Origin of the sequence: Pantoea ananatis PA13, from assembly GCF_000233595.1 — a bacterium.
GTDB lineage: Bacteria > Pseudomonadota > Gammaproteobacteria > Enterobacterales > Enterobacteriaceae > Pantoea > Pantoea ananatis.
The window spans coordinates 2,242,553-2,257,666 of sequence record NC_017554.1 but is presented as its reverse complement, the minus strand read 5'-3'; the positions used below and the strand labels follow the sequence as shown (position 1 = coordinate 2,257,666).

Here is a 15,114-nt window from a genome sequence, read left to right as displayed (position 1 = left end):
CGGAACGGTCCCCCGCAGATTTGGCGCGCTAAACAGGGAACGTTGAATAACGGCCCCAATCTATAGTCAGTTTTGCGGATGTTTATTCCCGCCCTTTTGTAGCGCGTCTTTCAACTGCCCTAACAGCTCCCGGCGGTAATCGCCGAGACGAGGTTTATCATTTTCCAGCCAGGGTAAAGGCCGACACAGCTCCATCGCTTTGATACCCAGCCGGGCGGTGAGCAGCCCCGCACCAATGCCCTGCGCGGCACGCGTCGACAGGCGGGCCGCGATGTCCTGCGACATCCAGTCCATTCCGACCTCGCGCACCAGCTCTGAGGCCCCGGCAAACGCCATGTTAAGCAGCACCAGTCGGAACAGGCGCAGTCGACTAAAATAGCCCAGCTCAATACCGTAAATGGCCGCAATGCGGTTGACCAGCCGCAGGTTACGCCAGGCGATAAAGGCCATATCGACCAGTGCCAACGGGCTAACGGCGATCATCAGCGCCGATTCGGCAGCATGGCGGCTGATTTCCCGCCGGGCCTGGCGATCAAGAACCGGCTGCACCAGTTGGGCATAGAGCCGGACCGTTTCACCATCATTGTGGGTTTCGTGAAGCGAGGCATGCCAGCGTTGCAGCGCCGGATGAGCCTGATCCAGTTCGGCCTGACGCGCCAGTTTTTCACAAAAAGCCCGCCCCTGGCCCACGCCGTGGCTGTTAAGCAGTTCCCGGCCCCGATCGCGCTCTTCCGCACGCTGCCGCAGTTGATATAAGCGGCGCCATTCCTGGGTCAGCGCGCCCACACCGGCCAGAACAATCAGTCCGCCGGCGACGCCGCTGCCCAGCGCAAACCAGTCCTGCGCCAGCCAGGCATTGTGGCTCCACTGCACGCCCTGCGCCACGACACTGACGCCAAACAGCGCCAGGCCTGCGCCCACCATTTTGCGCCACAGGCTGCGTTTAGGTTTCAGCGCAGCCTCGACGGCTCTTTCCCCTGCGCTTTCTTCTTCAACCGTCGCGTCGCTGTCTTGCACAGCCAAAAAAGCGGCCTGGGCATCGTCTTCAAACGTTTGAGCAGGCCGCAGCACACTTTCGGGCTTATCCTCCAGCGGGTGGGCAAAATCGATACGCGGTTTTAACGGATCGCTCATCGCAATTTATCTCCCAGTAAAAATTCCAGCGCCGCATCCATGCGGATATGCGGCAGTGGGCGATCGATATCCAGCTGCTGTGGGCGAAACTGCTCAAACTGAAAGCCTTGCTGCTGCCAGAACGCGCTGCCCGGTAGCCGGGGCGGAACGTCACCCGGATAAACGGTTAATGCCTCGCCATCCTGCAGGCGATGACCGCGAAGTGCCGGGATTTTTTCGCCACGGTGATCGACCAGCCCGCTTTTTGTGGCCTGAACCGAGGCCAGGCCAATACAGTCCATGCTGATGCCTTCGAACGCGGCGTTTTGCCAGGCGTCCTGCACAAGCTGCTGCAGCAAAGAGACCATATTGCCGTGCTGGTCGCTGGTGATGTGATCGGCTTTGGTCGCGGCAAATAACAGCTTATCGATGACGGGTGAAAACAGCCGTCGGAACAGCGTACGCTGCCCGTAATGAAAGCTCTGCATCAGTTGCGTTAACGCCAGCCGCATATCATTAAACGCCTGCGGCCCGCTGTTGAGCGGTTGCAGGCAGTCCACCAGCACGATCTGGCGATCAAAGCGCAGAAAATGATTTTTATAGAAGTCTTTTACGACATGCTGGCAGTAGTAATTGAATCGCTGCTGCAGCATGGCAAAGTTACTGCCTTTATCGGCCTGCGCCAGCTTCGCCGCCTGGGCTTCATCGTCAGCTGGCCAGGGAAAAAACTGTAGCGCTGGCGCACCGGCCATATCGCCAGGCAGAACAAAACGTCCCGGCTGAATGAAGTGCAGCCCTTCCGCTTTACACTGATGCAGGTAGTCAGTCCAGGCCGCAGCGATGTCGGCCAGGCGGTTCTCATCCGCCGGAGCAAAAGGATCAAGCGTTTGACTCAGTGCACGCCATGGCACGGCCCAGCTGGCGCGATCGCCCTGTAATAAGCCGTTCATCTGCCGCGACCAGGTCAGATAATCCTGTGCCAGCATAGGCAGATCGAGCAGCCACTCACCCGGGTAATCGACGATTTCAAGATAGAGCGTGGCGGTGTCTTTGAGATGGCGGAGTAACGAATCGTTGGGGCGATAACGCAGTGCCAGGCGCATTTCACTCACGCCTCGCGTCGGGGTTGGCCAGGCGGGCGGTGTGTTGTAAAGCTGCGCCAGCCCCTCATCGTAGGTAAAACGCGCCGTGCCCATGTCCCGCTGGGGGACGCGTTTCACACCCAGCAGGCGCTCATCGCGCACCACGGAAAACAGCGGCAGTCGGGCACCGCTGTGAACAGACAGGAGCTGGTTAACCAGCGAGGTAATGAAGGCCGTTTTACCACTGCGGCTTAATCCGGTTACCGCCAGACGAAGATGGCGATCGACGCCGCGGTTCATCAATGCCAGCAATTCAGTTTGCAGTCTTTTCATCTTTCTCCTTGATGAAGCGTGATGCCACAGTGTTCATCACGCGTTTTAGCAGTGGCTCAAGCGCCAGTCCTAACAGAATACGCAACGGACGACGCGCCACCGATTTCACCGCCCAGCCGGTCACGCCCGCAGGACCATAAGTTATCGCATTGATAATGATAAATTTAGCGGCGGACTTCAACGCAGGTGTTGCACGATGACGAAAAGCCGCAGTGCGTGAAACAGTCATCACTTCCTCCAAACGGTTCACAAACGGGCCAGACACTGGCCCGCTGCAGAACAACGATTAAATCTGACGGAAACGACTGCGCACGCTGAAGGTTTCAGAGGTGACGTAACGTTCAATATCCCGAACATTACGCTCATCCTGTTGCAGTGTCGTTTCCAGTTGGTCCAGCAGTTCACCGGCGCTGGGCGCGTATTCTCCGTTATCCACGCCGGCCGGTTTAACGTCCAGCACAAAACCCAACACGAAATAGGCGATCACGGTAAACACAAACAGACCAAAGAACAGTGACAAGACGACGATGATGCGAAGCAGTCGTACCGGAACGTCAAGGTATTCGGCTAAACCGGCACACACGCCCATCAGCTTCCCTTCGTCAGGCTTACGCCATAACTTGCGGCCTTTCATCATGGCTGCCTCCAGTTAGGATGTTCAGCATCGAGGATGGCTTCAAGCGCTTCAATGCGCTCCCGCATGCGCTGGGCATCTTTGGTTACCTGTTGCAGGCGCTGCATCTGACTCTGCGACAGATCGGTGCCCCCGTTGCGTTTGTTACTGTAGTGTAGCCATAGCCAGACGGGTGCCACAAACAGCACAAATATCGTTAATGGAATGGCTAAAAATAATGCGCTCATTGACTCTCCTTAATCCTGTCCAGCAGAAAGCGGCGTCTTATTCGCTGCGGTTCATTTTGGCTTTCAGCGCGTTCAGTTGCTGACTGATTTCGTCATCCGCTTTCAGATCGGTAAACTGCTGATCCAGGGTTTTCGGTTTGCCAAAACCGTGGCTCTCTGCTTCTGCTTCCATGTGATCGATGCGACGCTCAAAGGATTCAAAACGCGCCATCGCTTCATCAATTTTACCGCCGTCCAGCTGACGGCGGACATCGCGTGAAGACGATGCCGCCTGGTGGCGCAGCGTAAGAGCCTGCTGGCGTGCGCGGGTTTCGCTCAGCTTTTTCTCCAGCTCGGTGATTTCGCCTTTCATGCGAGCCAGCGTCTCTTCAACCTGGTCAACTTCCTGTTTCAGGGTGGCGATCAGATCGGTGAGTTTCTGTTTTTCGATCAGCGCGGAGCGGGCCAGATCCTCTTTGTCTTTACGCAGAGCCAGTTCAGCCTTGTCCTGCCATTCGGCCTGCTGAAGCTCTGCCTGCTCAATCCGCCGTGCCAGCTGTTTCTTCTCTGCCAGGGCGCGCGCAGAGGTGGAGCGGACTTCAACCAGCGTATCTTCCATTTCCTGAATCATCAGGCGCACCAGCTTCTGCGGATCTTCTGCACGCTCCAGCAGGGAATTAATGTTGGCATTAACGATGTCAGCGAAACGCGAAAAAATACCCATAATGATGTTCCTCTTGATTGTCATAGTTTCAACTTGCTGTACGGGTTAATTCAAGATGCGTGCCAACTTTTATCTTATTGATTTTTATTGCATTGCTGGCTTTGCAGTTTTTTTTATCTGTTCTAAGATAGTTAAATTGATTAATCAGTGGCGAAATTCATCATGTCTCCTAACAACGATAACCTGCTGGGCGAATCGAACAACTTTCTGGAAGTGCTGGAGCAGGTATCGAAACTCGCACCGTTGGAAAAACCGGTTTTGGTCGTGGGCGAACGCGGTACCGGTAAAGAGCTGATCGCCAGTCGTCTGCACTATCTGTCCGATCGCTGGCAGGGCCCTTTTATCTCGCTCAACTGTGCCGCGCTAAATGAAAACCTGCTGGATTCGGAGCTGTTTGGACATGAGGCAGGCGCCTTTACCGGCGCGCAAAAGCGTCACCTGGGCCGTTTTGAACGGGCAGACGGCGGCACGCTGTTCCTTGATGAGCTGGCAACCGCCCCGATGCTGGTTCAGGAAAAACTCCTGCGGGTTATTGAATACGGTCAGCTTGAACGCGTAGGCGGGAATCACGTTTTTCAGGTGAATGTGCGCCTGATTTGCGCCACCAATGAAGACCTGCCCGCGCTGGCCGCCGCCGGGAAGTTTCGTGCCGATCTGCTCGATCGTCTGGCGTTCGATGTGGTTCAACTGCCGCCGCTCCGCGAGCGCCGTAGCGATATTCTGGTGATGGCGGACCATTTCGCCATCCAGATGTGCCGGGAGTTGACCTTGCCCCTGTTTCCCGGCTTTACTCAGCAGGCTCAGCAAACCTTACTGGAACACCCGTGGCCGGGTAACGTGCGTGAGCTAAAAAACGTCGTTGAGCGGTCGGTCTATCGCCATAACACCAGCGATGAACCTCTGGATAACATCATTATCAACCCGTTTGAACGACGCACCGCCCCCGAAGATGCCCCGCCGCCTGCCCACGTGCCGGACGCGGCATCGGCCCTGCCTTCTTTACCGCTTGACCTGCGTCAGTGGCAGAATCAGCAGGAGCACGATGTGGTAGAAATCAGCTTACAACAGGCGAAGTACAATCAACGTCGTGCCGCCAGCTTACTGGGTGTGACCTACCACCAGCTCAGAGCGATGATGAAAAAGCACGGGATTCAGGCGCGAGATGGACAAGCATAAAGGATCTGGCCGGTTCCGATACGTGGCAAGGCATTGTTTTTCTTCGGAATTTTCCGTGGGCGATTCTTTGAAACGACTGGGACAAGAGGGTGAGACAGAAAGCGGGCGGGAGCCTAAAAAAGGGCCCGCCGAAGCGGGCAACTGGAAGCAATGTGAGCAATGTCGTGCTCTTCTTCGGTAGAGCCACCGTCGAAGCGCAACTGAATAATAATCATTCCTGTTCGCATCTGTAAAGCCTTATTGAGAACTTTTCTCATTTCCACATCAACGCTATGCCTTTATTTTTCACGCAACTCCGCGTGCTTACGCGTCATTTGCGTCTCTGCGTAAATAGACCATGTCACGTAACTGTACGCCCTCTTCGATAATCGGTTTGTCATCATTGTCCGTGAAAAAATCCTTGACCCGGTGTGACTCGCGGAAACCGCTTTTATGATAAAAACGGAGTATGCCTGGCACGTCCCCGGTGCCGACGTACATCGTCTTTCACGCTTTTAAAAACGTCTCTGCAAGATAAGCCAGCATCGCGCGTCCTTAGCCCTTACCCTGATCTGCCGGGCAGGTCGCCATATTTTTAAGCTCGCATTCCGTCTCGTTTAAACGCGTCACCACGGCAATGCACTTCACTCCGTTATCCCACAGCCTGAACATGCGTCCGCTGGCAAGATAGCGGTCAATCATATCTTCCTGTTCATCGGCCAACAGCAATAGCGGCAGGTAGATTTTTTTATTTTCCGTCACTTCATCAATAGTCATGGGTGCTTTCCTCCTGTGCCATCGACACAAACAGGTTCTGCCTGAGTAAAAACTGATCGCGATCGGCAGCGGCAGCCAATCCCACTTTTACGCTGGTGCGCGCGCAAAGAGCTGGCAATCGCTGATGCGTATTTGGGGCCAGGCCCGCTTTGCGATACACTCTGCCTAATGCCTGAGAATCGTTGAGTTCTATGTTAAAACTAATTCCTTCGCTGTTACTGAGTCTCAGCGTGTTGAGCGCGCCTGTGTGGTCTGCGCCGACGCTGGCGGGTGATATCCGTCAAAGCGGATTCGTCTATTGCGTTAACGGCACGCTGAATACCTTCAATCCGCAGATGGCCAGCAGTGGTTTAACGGTGGATACGCTGGCTGCGCAGCTGTACGACCGCCTGTTAGATGTGGATCCTTACACCTACCGGTTGCAGTCCGATCTGGCTGCCAGTTGGGACGTGCGGGATAACGGTGCCACTTACCGTTTTCACCTGCGTCATGGGGTGCAGTTCCAGCACACCGCAACCTTTAAACCCACCCGCGCCATGAATGCGGATGACGTGGTATTCAGCTTTGCCCGCATGTTCGATCGCAAACATCCCTGGCATAACGTCAACGGTGGCTATTACCCCTATTTCGACAGCCTGCAGTTCGCCGATTCCGTTCAGAGCATTAAAAAAATCGATAACGATACCGTCGAATTCCGTCTGAATAGTCCGGACGCCTCTTTTCTCTGGCACCTGGCGACGCACTACGCGCCCGTTTTGTCGAAAGAGTATGCTGACAGCCTGGATAAAGTGGGCCGCCAGGAAGAGCTGGATCGTTTACCTGTCGGCACCGGTCCTTTCCAGTTGAGTGAATACCGCAGCGGGCAATATATTCGTCTGGCGCGTAACCCGCATTACTGGAAAGGCGTGCCGCGCCTGCAGCAGGTGGTTATCGACCTCGGAGCCGGCGGAACAGGCCGTTTATCGAAGCTGCTTACCGGCGAATGCGACGTGCTCGCCTATCCTGCCGCCAGCCAAATATCCATTCTGCGTGACGATCCCCGACTGCGCATGACGCTGCGGCCCGGGATGAACATCGCCTATTTAGCATTTAATACCCGAAAACCGCCGCTCGACAGGCCGGAAGTCCGTCACGCACTGGCGCTGGCGATGAATAATGAGCGTCTGATGGAATCTATCTATTACGGCACTGCCGAGACGGCTGCATCCATACTGCCTCGCGCGTCCTGGGCTTACGATACCGATGCCAGCATTACCCCTTACGATCCCAAAAAGGCCAAAGAAGCGCTGGAAGCCGCTGGCGTCCACGATCTTCATCTGCGCCTGGTCGTGCCCGCGGCCTCGCAGTCCTGGAACCCTGCACCGCTGAAAACGGCAGAGCTTATCCAGGCTGACCTTGCGCAAATTGGCGTACAGGTCACCATCGTGCCGGTTGAGGGGCGTTTTCAGGAGGCACAGCTGATGGCAATGAACCACGATCTGACGCTGGCGGGCTGGGCAACTGACAGTAACGATCCCGACAGCTTCTTTCGTCCGCTGCTCAGCTGCGCCGCCATCAGTTCGCAGACCAACTATGCTCACTGGTGTTCACCCACGTTTGACGACACGCTGAAAAATGCCCTGTTGTCACAGCAGCTGTCGGGGCGTATTGAAAATTATGATAAAGCCCAGCAGATTCTGGCGCGCGAGCTGCCCGTTCTGCCGCTGGCTTCATCTTTGCGTCTGCAAGCCTATCGGCATGATATTAAAGGTCTGGTTTTGAGTCCGTTTGGCAATGCGTCATTTGCCGGCGTGTATCGTGATGAGCGAGAGGAACGTTAAGTGGTCATCTATATCCTGCGTCGCCTGGTATTGCTGGTGATTACCTTGTTTTTTCTTTCGCTGGTGAGTTTCAGCCTGAGCTATTTCACCCCTAACGCGCCCCTGGAAGGCGCATCGCTGTTCGATGCCTGGTGGTTCTGGTTTAAAGGCATGCTGCAGCTGGACTTTGGGGTTTCCAGCACCAATGGCCAGGAAATTGGCGTACAGCTGCGTGAGGTGTTTCCCGCTACGATGGAGCTGTGCCTGATGGCCTTTAGCTTAGCGCTGATCGTCGGGATTCCGCTGGGCATTTGCGCCGGTGCGATGCGGCATAAATGGCAGGATAAACTGATCAGCGCTCTCGCCCTGTTAGGATTCTCGATTCCTGTGTTCTGGCTTGCCCTGTTGTTTACGCTGTTTTTTTCGTTAACGCTGGGCTGGCTGCCGGTTTCCGGCCGCTACGATTTGCTCTATCCGGTCCAGAACATTACCGGCTTTGCCTTGATCGATGCCTGGCTCAGCCCCTCGCCGTGGCGGCATGAAATGATGATTAGCGTGCTGATGCATCTGATTTTGCCGGTGACCGTTCTGGCCATGGCGCCAACGACCGAGATCGTGCGTTTATTGCGCATCAGCACCATTGATGTCGTGGATAAAAGCTATGTGAAGGCGGCCGCCACCCGTGGGTTATCCCGTTTTACCGTGATTCGCCGTCACGTTCTGCATAATGCCCTTCCGCCCGTCATTCCACGCCTGGGTCTGCAGTTTTCCAGCATGTTAACGCTGGCGATGATCACGGAAATGGTCTTCAACTGGCCCGGCCTGGGGCGCTGGCTGATTAACGCTATCCGCCAGCAGGATTATGCGGCGATATCGGCCGGTGTGATGGTGACCGGCGGCGTGGTGATTGTGGTGAATGTGCTATCGGACATTGTCGGTGCGGCGCTGAATCCGCTGAAACATAAGGAATGGTATGCCCTACGATAACATCTACGCCGAAAAACGCCTGCCGAGCGCATTTCGTCAGAGCTGGCACCATTTTTATAGCGACATGCCTGCGATGATAGGTCTGTACGGCTTTGGCGCACTGCTGCTGCTCTGTCTGTTTGGGCATTTCCTGGCACCTTATCCCATCGACCAGCAGTTTTTGGGCTACCAGCTGTTACCGCCCTCCTGGTCACGCTACGGTGAAGTGTCGTTCTTCCTTGGAACAGACGATTTAGGGCGTGATTTACTCAGCCGTCTGCTCAATGGCGTGGCCCCGACAGTGGGTTCAGCCATTGTCGTTACGCTGTTTGCCACTTTCTGGGCACTGGTACTCGGTATCGTGGCGGGCATGACGCACGGCGTGCGCTCTGCCGTGCTGAATCACGTGCTGGACACGTTACTGTCAATTCCTTCTCTCCTGCTGGCCATCATCGTGGTGGCCTTTCTCGGCCCACGCCTTGAACATGCGTTGCTGGCGGTCTGGCTGGCGCTCATGCCACGGCTGGTGCGGGAAATTTACAGCGCCGTTCATGATGAACTGGAAAAAGAGTATGTGGTGGCGGCGCGTCTCGATGGGGCGACCAGCATTAATATTATGTGGCATGCGATTCTCCCTAACGTGTTACCGATGCTGATCAGCGAAATTACGCGTGCGCTCTCCATGGCCATTCTTGATATTGCCGCCCTGGGATTTCTTGACCTTGGCGCGCAGCTGCCCTCACCGGAATGGGGCGCGATGCTGGGCGATTCCCTGGAGCTGGTCTACGTGGCCCCCTGGACCGTGATGTTGCCCGGTGCGGCGCTGATGCTAAGCGTATTAGTGGTTAACCTGCTCGGTGATGGCATTCGTCGGGCCGTCGAGGCGGGAGTGGAATAATGCCGTTACTGGATATTCGTAATCTGACGATTGAATTTATGACCGCGGATGGGCCGGTTAAAGCGGTCGATCGTGTTAATTTGTCCCTCAGTGAAGGCGAAATTCGCGGTCTGGTCGGAGAGTCCGGTTCGGGCAAGAGTCTGGTGGCCAAGGCGATTTGCGGCGTGACTAACGACAACTGGCGCGTTACCGCAGACCGCATGGTCTTTGATGACGTTGATCTGCTGCGTCTGTCTGCCCGTGAGCGCCGCCGCATCGTGGGTCATAACGTATCGATGATTTTTCAGGAGCCGCAATCCTGTCTCGATCCCTCTGAAAGTGTCGGGCGTCAGCTAATGCAGGCGATTCCGCGCTGGACCTATAAAGGCCCGTGGATGAAGCGTTTTTGGTTCTGGCGTAAAACCCGGGCGATTGAACTGCTGCATCGGGTGGGCATTAAGGATCATAAAGACATCATGCGCAGCTTTCCCTATGAGTTAACCGAGGGCGAGTGCCAGAAAGTTATGATCGCCATCGCGCTGGCGAATCAGCCCCGCCTGCTGATTGCGGATGAGCCAACCAATGCGATGGAGCCTACAACCCAGGCGCAGATATTCCGCCTGCTGAGCCGTCTTAACCAGAACAACAACACCACCATTTTATTGATCAGCCACGATCTGCGCACGATGAGCCAGTGGGCTAACCGCATTAACGTCATGTACTGCGGCCAGACGGTCGAAACGGCGCAAAGCGAAGACCTGATGACGACCCCGCATCATCCCTATACTCAGGCTTTGATTCGCGCCATGCCTGATTTTGGTCGTCCGCTGCCGCACAAAAGCCGACTGAACACCTTATCGGGCGCGATTCCGTCCCTGGAGAGCCTGCCGATTGGCTGTCGCCTGGGACCACGCTGTCCCTACGCGCAGCGTAAGTGCATTGAAACGCCGCGGCTGACGGGCACCCGCTCGCACCTGTACGCCTGCCACTTCCCGCTTAACGTTGAGGGCCAATAACATGGAAACGTTGCTGGAAGTCCGCAATCTCAGCAAAACCTTTCGCTACCGCACCGGCCTGTTTCGCCGCCAGCACGTTGAAGCCGTTAAATCCGTCAGCTTTACGCTGCGTGAAAAGCAGACCCTGGCGATTATCGGCGAGAACGGATCGGGTAAATCGACCCTGGCGAAAATGCTTAGCGGCACCGTTGCCCCCAGCGACGGGGAGATCATCATTGACGATCATCCGCTCAGCTTTGGTGATTACGGCTATCGTAGCCAACGCATTCGCATGATTTTTCAGGATCCGTCAACGTCGCTCAACCCGCGCCAGCGCGTGAGCCAGATTCTGGATCTGCCGCTGCGCCTGAATACCGGGCTGGATGCTGAGGAACGGGAAAAACGCATCATTGCAACGCTGCGTCAGGTGGGATTGCTGCGCGATCACGCGGGTTACTATCCCCACATGCTGGCACCGGGCCAAAAGCAGCGCCTTGGGCTGGCACGGGCCTTGATCCTGCAGCCCAAAGTGATTGTGGCTGACGAGGCGTTGGCCTCTCTGGATATGACCATGCGCTCTCAACTGGTCAATCTGATGCTGGAACTCCAGGAAAAACACGGCATTGCTTATATTTATGTGACCCAGCATCTTGGCATGATGAAGCACATCAGCGATAAAGTACTCGTCATGCATCACGGTGAAGTGGTGGAACGCGGCGGAACGGCAGACGTGCTCGCTTCGCCGCTGCACGAGATGACCAAACGCCTGATCAACAGCCATTTTGGCGAGGCGCTGACCGCCGAAGCCTGGCGGCGTGAGCGTTGATTTTGCGGCATATTGTGGAAAACGCTGAGCGGTTTTCCTGATTTCAAGCAGACGTGCTAGAATCCGCACGTCGATTAACGTCGGTCGTCTATTATTTAAACAACGCGACCGCCAACTACCATGACCATAAGGATTACAGCTATGGGTTTTCTTTCCGGTAAGCGCATTCTGATTACTGGTGTTGCCAGTAAACTTTCCATCGCCTACGGTATTGCACAGGCGATGCGCAAACAGGGCGCAGAACTGGCTTTCACCTACCAAAACGACAAACTGAAAGGTCGTGTGGAAGAGTTTGCCAAAGATTTGGGTTCTGACATTGTGCTGCCATGTGATGTTGCAGAAGATGAAAGCATCAAATCCCTGTTCGTTGAGCTGGCAAAAACCTGGCCGAAATTTGACGGTTTCGTGCACTCCATTGGCTTCGCCCCTGGCGACCAGTTGGATGGCGATTACGTCAATGCCGTAACCCGCGAAGGTTTCAAAATCGCACATGACATCAGCGCCTACAGCTTTGTTGCAATGGCAAAAGAGTGCCGTGCGATGCTGAACCCTAACTCCGCCCTGCTGACGCTGTCTTACCTGGGTGCAGAGCGCGCTATCCCTAACTACAACGTAATGGGCCTGGCGAAAGCGTCCCTTGAAGCAAACGTCCGTTACATGGCGAACGCGATGGGTCCTGAAGGCGTGCGTGTTAACGCCGTGTCTGCGGGTCCAATTCGTACCCTGGCGGCATCGGGCATCAAAGATTTCCGTAAGATGCTGGCCCACTGTGAAGCGGTCACCCCGATTCGTCGTACCGTCACCATTGAAGACGTGGGTAACTCTGCGGCCTTCCTGTGCTCCGACCTTGCGGGTGGGATCACCGGTGAAATCGTTCACGTTGACGGCGGTTTCAGCATCGCTGCGATGAATGAACTGGAACTGAAATAAGTTTCCTCACGGGCGAGCGTTGCTCGCCCTGCGCGCCCCCTGCCCGATCCCCGCGTTATTCCTTATCGCTATTAATTATCACCGATTGGTCTTTTGCCCTGACCTGCCCGTGGGCGACGATAAGTCAGCCCTGCGGCCTGCGACTGAATCACCGCATGCGCCGCATCAGATTTTGCAAAAGGACTGATGATGCAACAACGCCGCTATCCCGGCCAGGACCACTGGTTTTATGAAAGTCAGACCAGTCCGCGCAGCGTACAGGCTGCCCCGCTTTTTCCAGAAGCCGCCCATGTCGATGACCGGTTTTTGCTGGGGTTAGCACAGGACGCTTCCGTTATTCAGCCTTTACTTCAGGCAGACCAGCCCGCCATACAGATCGCCCATCACGTTGTTGACCAGCTGTTTCCCGACCAGATTGAAACCACACTGACCCATACGCTTACGCTGTATGACCGGCTAAGCACCGCCTTGACGGTGGCTCAGGTGGCAGGCATTCAACGCCTGTGTAACCACTATTCCGCCCGCCTCAATCCCCTGCCGGGTCCTGATTCCTCTCGTGAAAGCAACAATCGCCTGACGCAAATTACGCAATATGCCCGCCTGCTGGCGATGCAGCCCGCCTTAATTACGGCGGAGAGCATCCGCGCGCTGCATGCGGTAGGGCTGAGCGAAGCCGATATCGTCACACTCAACCATCTGGTGGGCTTTGTCTGCTATCAGGCGCGCGTCATCGCCGGGATTCATGCTCTGCTGGAACGGCCGGTGCGCTGGATGCCGGGTATGTCACCGGCTCCTGACGCCGATGTGGCGACGTTTGCCCAGCCCTGCGCGTGGCAGCCTGTGCTGACGCCGCTGGAGCCGCGCTATGCCAGCGAGGCGCAACATGCCGCTGTCGCCGCGTGTCAGCATGCGCCGGTGCTTAAAGATACAGTCTGGCTGCTGGCTCACGCGCCTGCGCTGCTGCAAAGCTGGTTTGCCCTGCGTCAACAGCTGCAAGATGGCGCAAGCGCAAGCGTGGAGGCGACCGCCGCCCGGATACTGGGCAGCCGCTGGATTTGGCAGCATGCTGCAGATGCAGAGAAGCGAATGAGTCAGGCGGACGAGGCGAAAACCGACAGTGAGCAGCAGGCTGTCATTACACTAACCGCTCAGCTCACCCGCCAGCCAGAGCGCGTCAGTGCGCTCGATCTGCAACCGCTGGCGCAAGCTGGCTGGTCGCATGCCAGGCAGTTCAGCGTGATACAGGCTATCGCGCTGGCCAACTGGAACAGCCGTTTGTTTTATGCCTGCGGTGAAGCCAGCTAGCTGGCAAGATAGCTTCGCGCTTCGTCATAAAAATGCTGTGCGAGCGGCGTGGCCCGGCCAGGCTCGGCGATCACCAGCGCGGCCTGACGCGCCATTTTTGGCATCGAAATAGTGCGCTTTTCCAGGCCGTGTAAGGATTCAGGCAGCAAATGGCCCCGTGGCGAGATCAGAACACCCAGACCGACCTGGGTACACTGCAACAGCTGCATGACAGAGGCGCTTTCAACCACCACGCGCGGCACCAGCGCAGCATCGCGAAACGTCATATCCAGATAGCGGCGAAAATAACGGGTTGGCTCCGCCAGACACAGCGGCTGCTGCGCCAGCGTTGGCAGGTCAAGCATTTCATGGGCGCATAACGGGGGGAAATGGGCGGGATGAAAAACCGCCTCAACGCCGCTATCCGCCAGCAGCGATGCCTGAAAATGCAGTTCCCGCAGCGTCGCCATTTCAAAAAAGCCAATGCCGACATCAACCGTGTGGCTGTTCAGCGCGTCCAGCAGTTGATCGGCACTTAACACGGCAATGCGGTAATCCAGCTGCGGATAGCGAGCCTGCACCGCTTTTAACAGCTCTGCCAACGAAACGCTGCACTGCGGGACCACACCGAGGCGAAGCGTACCGTTCACGCCGTGTTTTAACGACTCGACCTCCAGCTTCAGCCCCTGATAAACCGAAACGATTTCCCGTGCCCATGCCAGCACCCTGTCGCCCTCCGGCGTGAAACCGGCAAAGTTGTTACTGCGGTTGATCAACGACAGGCCCAGTTCACGCTCCAGGTTTTTTAACCGCATCGATAAGGTTGGCTGGCTGACAAAGCTGGCTTCGGCGGCACGACCAAAATGGCGTTCGCGTTCGAGATTACACAAATAGATGAGCTGCTTGATATCGATTTTCTTTTACCACCAATGACTTACGGTTAATTATTTTATCCGGATAAAATTTTATGTACTAACCCCTGTACTAAATAAAATTTCACCATGAGTTTTTGGCCGCTTCAGCGATTTATCATAAGCCTAATCCTTTACCGCTTCAAACCGGCAGCCACGGCCGCCGGTGCGAGCGTACTCATACACCGACTCTTCAAGGCGAACAGATCGTGCCAGCGGCATCAGGTCATTCAGCAGCGTGAACTCGGTGTTCGGCTCAAATTGCGCCAAAACAGTTTGGTCATAGGCGCGATACAAACGACGGATGTCGTCAACTGCGTTCACGGCGTCGAGTGCTGGCGCGTCTTCTGCATCACCGCGCCACTGAGTGCGAGCCAAGAAATCAGCGGCAGCCTGTGCGCTGGCGTTACGTGCAGCACTCAGCTGCTTGAACTGCGCAGAGTTGTGCGCGAGATTGCCGGTCTCGGTCGCCTTTTTGGTGGAAAATACAAACATTCGGTGC

Annotated in this window: 17 protein-coding genes and 1 pseudogene; 8 read left to right on the top strand and 10 right to left on the bottom strand. The window is 56.0% G+C overall.

Annotation, left to right across the window (positions count from 1 at the left end; all coding sequences use genetic code 11):
• Positions 1 to 66: 66 nt before the first annotated feature.
• Genes PAGR_RS10680 through pspA form a run of 6 tightly spaced genes read right to left on the bottom strand, consistent with a single transcriptional unit; the run spans position 67 to position 4,092 of the window.
• Entirely contained in the window at positions 67 to 1,134 is a 1,068-nt protein-coding gene (locus PAGR_RS10680) for a YcjF family protein (protein WP_013025899.1), read from the bottom strand.
• Entirely contained in the window at positions 1,131 to 2,528 is a 1,398-nt protein-coding gene (locus PAGR_RS10675; protein ID WP_014605760.1) for a YcjX family GTP-binding protein, read from the bottom strand. The genes PAGR_RS10680 and PAGR_RS10675 overlap by 4 nt, the downstream gene beginning before the upstream one ends.
• A complete protein-coding gene (gene pspD, locus PAGR_RS10670) occupies positions 2,509 to 2,757 on the bottom strand; it encodes a phage shock protein PspD (protein ID WP_014605759.1) in 249 nt (82 codons plus the stop codon). Before pspD ends, PAGR_RS10675 begins: the two co-directional genes overlap by 20 nt.
• Before the next feature lie 57 nt (positions 2,758 to 2,814).
• Entirely contained in the window at positions 2,815 to 3,165 is a 351-nt protein-coding gene (gene pspC / locus PAGR_RS10665) for an envelope stress response membrane protein PspC (RefSeq protein ID WP_014593793.1), read from the bottom strand.
• Positions 3,162 to 3,389, bottom strand: a complete 228-nt coding sequence (gene pspB, locus PAGR_RS10660; protein ID WP_013025903.1) for an envelope stress response membrane protein PspB — start codon at positions 3,387 to 3,389, stop codon at positions 3,162 to 3,164. Before pspB ends, pspC begins: the two co-directional genes overlap by 4 nt.
• A 37-nt stretch (positions 3,390 to 3,426) precedes the next feature.
• Positions 3,427 to 4,092 (bottom strand): phage shock protein PspA, encoded by a 666-nt coding sequence (pspA, locus tag PAGR_RS10655; protein WP_014605758.1) that lies wholly within the window; start codon positions 4,090 to 4,092, stop codon positions 3,427 to 3,429.
• 162 nt (positions 4,093 to 4,254) lie between these two features.
• Here pspA and pspF point away from each other — a divergent pair, with 162 nt between their 5' ends.
• Complete coding sequence (gene pspF, locus PAGR_RS10650) at positions 4,255 to 5,268, top strand: phage shock protein operon transcriptional activator (protein WP_014593794.1); 1,014 nt, start codon at positions 4,255 to 4,257, stop codon at positions 5,266 to 5,268.
• A 534-nt stretch (positions 5,269 to 5,802) separates the two neighbouring features.
• Here pspF and PAGR_RS24130 read toward each other — a convergent pair.
• Both PAGR_RS24130 and PAGR_RS24000 read right to left on the bottom strand, forming a co-directional pair.
• On the bottom strand, positions 5,803 to 6,024 hold the full coding sequence (locus tag PAGR_RS24130; protein WP_233266578.1) for a hypothetical protein: 222 nt from the start codon (positions 6,022 to 6,024) through the stop codon (positions 5,803 to 5,805).
• Positions 6,014 to 6,184 (bottom strand): hypothetical protein, encoded by a 171-nt coding sequence (locus PAGR_RS24000; RefSeq protein WP_022623206.1) that lies wholly within the window; start codon positions 6,182 to 6,184, stop codon positions 6,014 to 6,016. Before PAGR_RS24000 ends, PAGR_RS24130 begins: the two co-directional genes overlap by 11 nt.
• A gap of 31 nt (positions 6,185 to 6,215) precedes the next feature.
• Here PAGR_RS24000 and sapA point away from each other — a divergent pair, with 31 nt between their 5' ends.
• The 7 genes from sapA to PAGR_RS10610 all read left to right on the top strand — a co-directional run bounded on the left by sapA (position 6,216) and on the right by PAGR_RS10610 (position 13,722).
• Complete coding sequence (gene sapA / locus PAGR_RS10640) at positions 6,216 to 7,844, top strand: ABC transporter substrate-binding protein SapA (protein WP_014593795.1); 1,629 nt, start codon at positions 6,216 to 6,218, stop codon at positions 7,842 to 7,844.
• The gene (sapB, locus tag PAGR_RS10635; RefSeq protein ID WP_014605757.1) at positions 7,845 to 8,810 is read left to right on the top strand and encodes a putrescine export ABC transporter permease SapB; all 966 of its coding nucleotides are present in this window, start codon (positions 7,845 to 7,847) and stop codon (positions 8,808 to 8,810) included.
• Complete coding sequence (gene sapC / locus PAGR_RS10630) at positions 8,797 to 9,687, top strand: putrescine export ABC transporter permease SapC (RefSeq protein ID WP_013025909.1); 891 nt, start codon at positions 8,797 to 8,799, stop codon at positions 9,685 to 9,687. The genes sapB and sapC overlap by 14 nt, the downstream gene beginning before the upstream one ends.
• On the top strand, positions 9,687 to 10,682 hold the full coding sequence (gene sapD / locus PAGR_RS10625; protein ID WP_013025910.1) for a putrescine export ABC transporter ATP-binding protein SapD: 996 nt from the start codon (positions 9,687 to 9,689) through the stop codon (positions 10,680 to 10,682). The genes sapC and sapD overlap by 1 nt, the downstream gene beginning before the upstream one ends.
• A gap of 1 nt (position 10,683) precedes the next feature.
• Positions 10,684 to 11,487 (top strand): putrescine export ABC transporter ATP-binding protein SapF, encoded by an 804-nt coding sequence (sapF, locus tag PAGR_RS10620; protein WP_014605756.1) that lies wholly within the window; start codon positions 10,684 to 10,686, stop codon positions 11,485 to 11,487.
• Between the two features lie 141 nt (positions 11,488 to 11,628).
• Positions 11,629 to 12,417 carry an enoyl-ACP reductase FabI gene (gene fabI, locus PAGR_RS10615; protein ID WP_014605755.1) on the top strand — a complete coding sequence of 263 codons (789 nt, stop codon included), beginning with the start codon at positions 11,629 to 11,631 and terminating at the stop codon, positions 12,415 to 12,417.
• A gap of 189 nt (positions 12,418 to 12,606) precedes the next feature.
• Positions 12,607 to 13,722, top strand: a complete 1,116-nt coding sequence (locus PAGR_RS10610) for a carboxymuconolactone decarboxylase family protein (protein WP_014605754.1) — start codon at positions 12,607 to 12,609, stop codon at positions 13,720 to 13,722.
• On the opposite strand, the gene PAGR_RS10605 is transcribed toward PAGR_RS10610, so the two are convergent.
• Positions 13,719 to 14,615 carry a LysR family transcriptional regulator gene (locus PAGR_RS10605; RefSeq protein WP_044042346.1) on the bottom strand — a complete coding sequence of 299 codons (897 nt, stop codon included), beginning with the start codon at positions 14,613 to 14,615 and terminating at the stop codon, positions 13,719 to 13,721. The two genes, PAGR_RS10610 and PAGR_RS10605, sit on opposite strands and share 4 nt — an antisense overlap.
• Before the next feature lie 150 nt (positions 14,616 to 14,765).
• Positions 14,766 to 15,107, bottom strand: a pseudogene (locus PAGR_RS10600) (major capsid protein); the annotation flags it as partial.
• Positions 15,108 to 15,114 lie beyond the last annotated feature (7 nt).

Bases quoted from the DNA above. Each gene is read 5' to 3' on its own strand.
- sapF (WP_014605756.1), top strand. From the start codon at position 10,684: ATGGAAACGTTGCTGGAAGTCCGCAATCTCAGCAAAACCTTTCGCTAC.
- PAGR_RS10680 (WP_013025899.1), bottom strand. From the start codon at position 1,134: ATGAGCGATCCGTTAAAACCGCGTATCGATTTTGCCCACCCGCTGGAG.
- pspA (WP_014605758.1), bottom strand. From the start codon at position 4,092: ATGGGTATTTTTTCGCGTTTCGCTGACATCGTTAATGCCAACATTAAT.
- pspC (WP_014593793.1), bottom strand. From the start codon at position 3,165: ATGATGAAAGGCCGCAAGTTATGGCGTAAGCCTGACGAAGGGAAGCTG.
- pspD (WP_014605759.1), bottom strand. From the start codon at position 2,757: ATGACTGTTTCACGCACTGCGGCTTTTCGTCATCGTGCAACACCTGCG.
- pspF (WP_014593794.1), top strand. From the start codon at position 4,255: ATGTCTCCTAACAACGATAACCTGCTGGGCGAATCGAACAACTTTCTG.
- PAGR_RS10675 (WP_014605760.1), bottom strand. From the start codon at position 2,528: ATGAAAAGACTGCAAACTGAATTGCTGGCATTGATGAACCGCGGCGTC.
- PAGR_RS10610 (WP_014605754.1), top strand. From the start codon at position 12,607: ATGCAACAACGCCGCTATCCCGGCCAGGACCACTGGTTTTATGAAAGT.
- sapD (WP_013025910.1), top strand. From the start codon at position 9,687: ATGCCGTTACTGGATATTCGTAATCTGACGATTGAATTTATGACCGCG.
- sapC (WP_013025909.1), top strand. From the start codon at position 8,797: ATGCCCTACGATAACATCTACGCCGAAAAACGCCTGCCGAGCGCATTT.
- PAGR_RS24130 (WP_233266578.1), bottom strand. From the start codon at position 6,024: ATGACTATTGATGAAGTGACGGAAAATAAAAAAATCTACCTGCCGCTA.
- fabI (WP_014605755.1), top strand. From the start codon at position 11,629: ATGGGTTTTCTTTCCGGTAAGCGCATTCTGATTACTGGTGTTGCCAGT.
- sapA (WP_014593795.1), top strand. From the start codon at position 6,216: ATGTTAAAACTAATTCCTTCGCTGTTACTGAGTCTCAGCGTGTTGAGC.
- pspB (WP_013025903.1), bottom strand. From the start codon at position 3,389: ATGAGCGCATTATTTTTAGCCATTCCATTAACGATATTTGTGCTGTTT.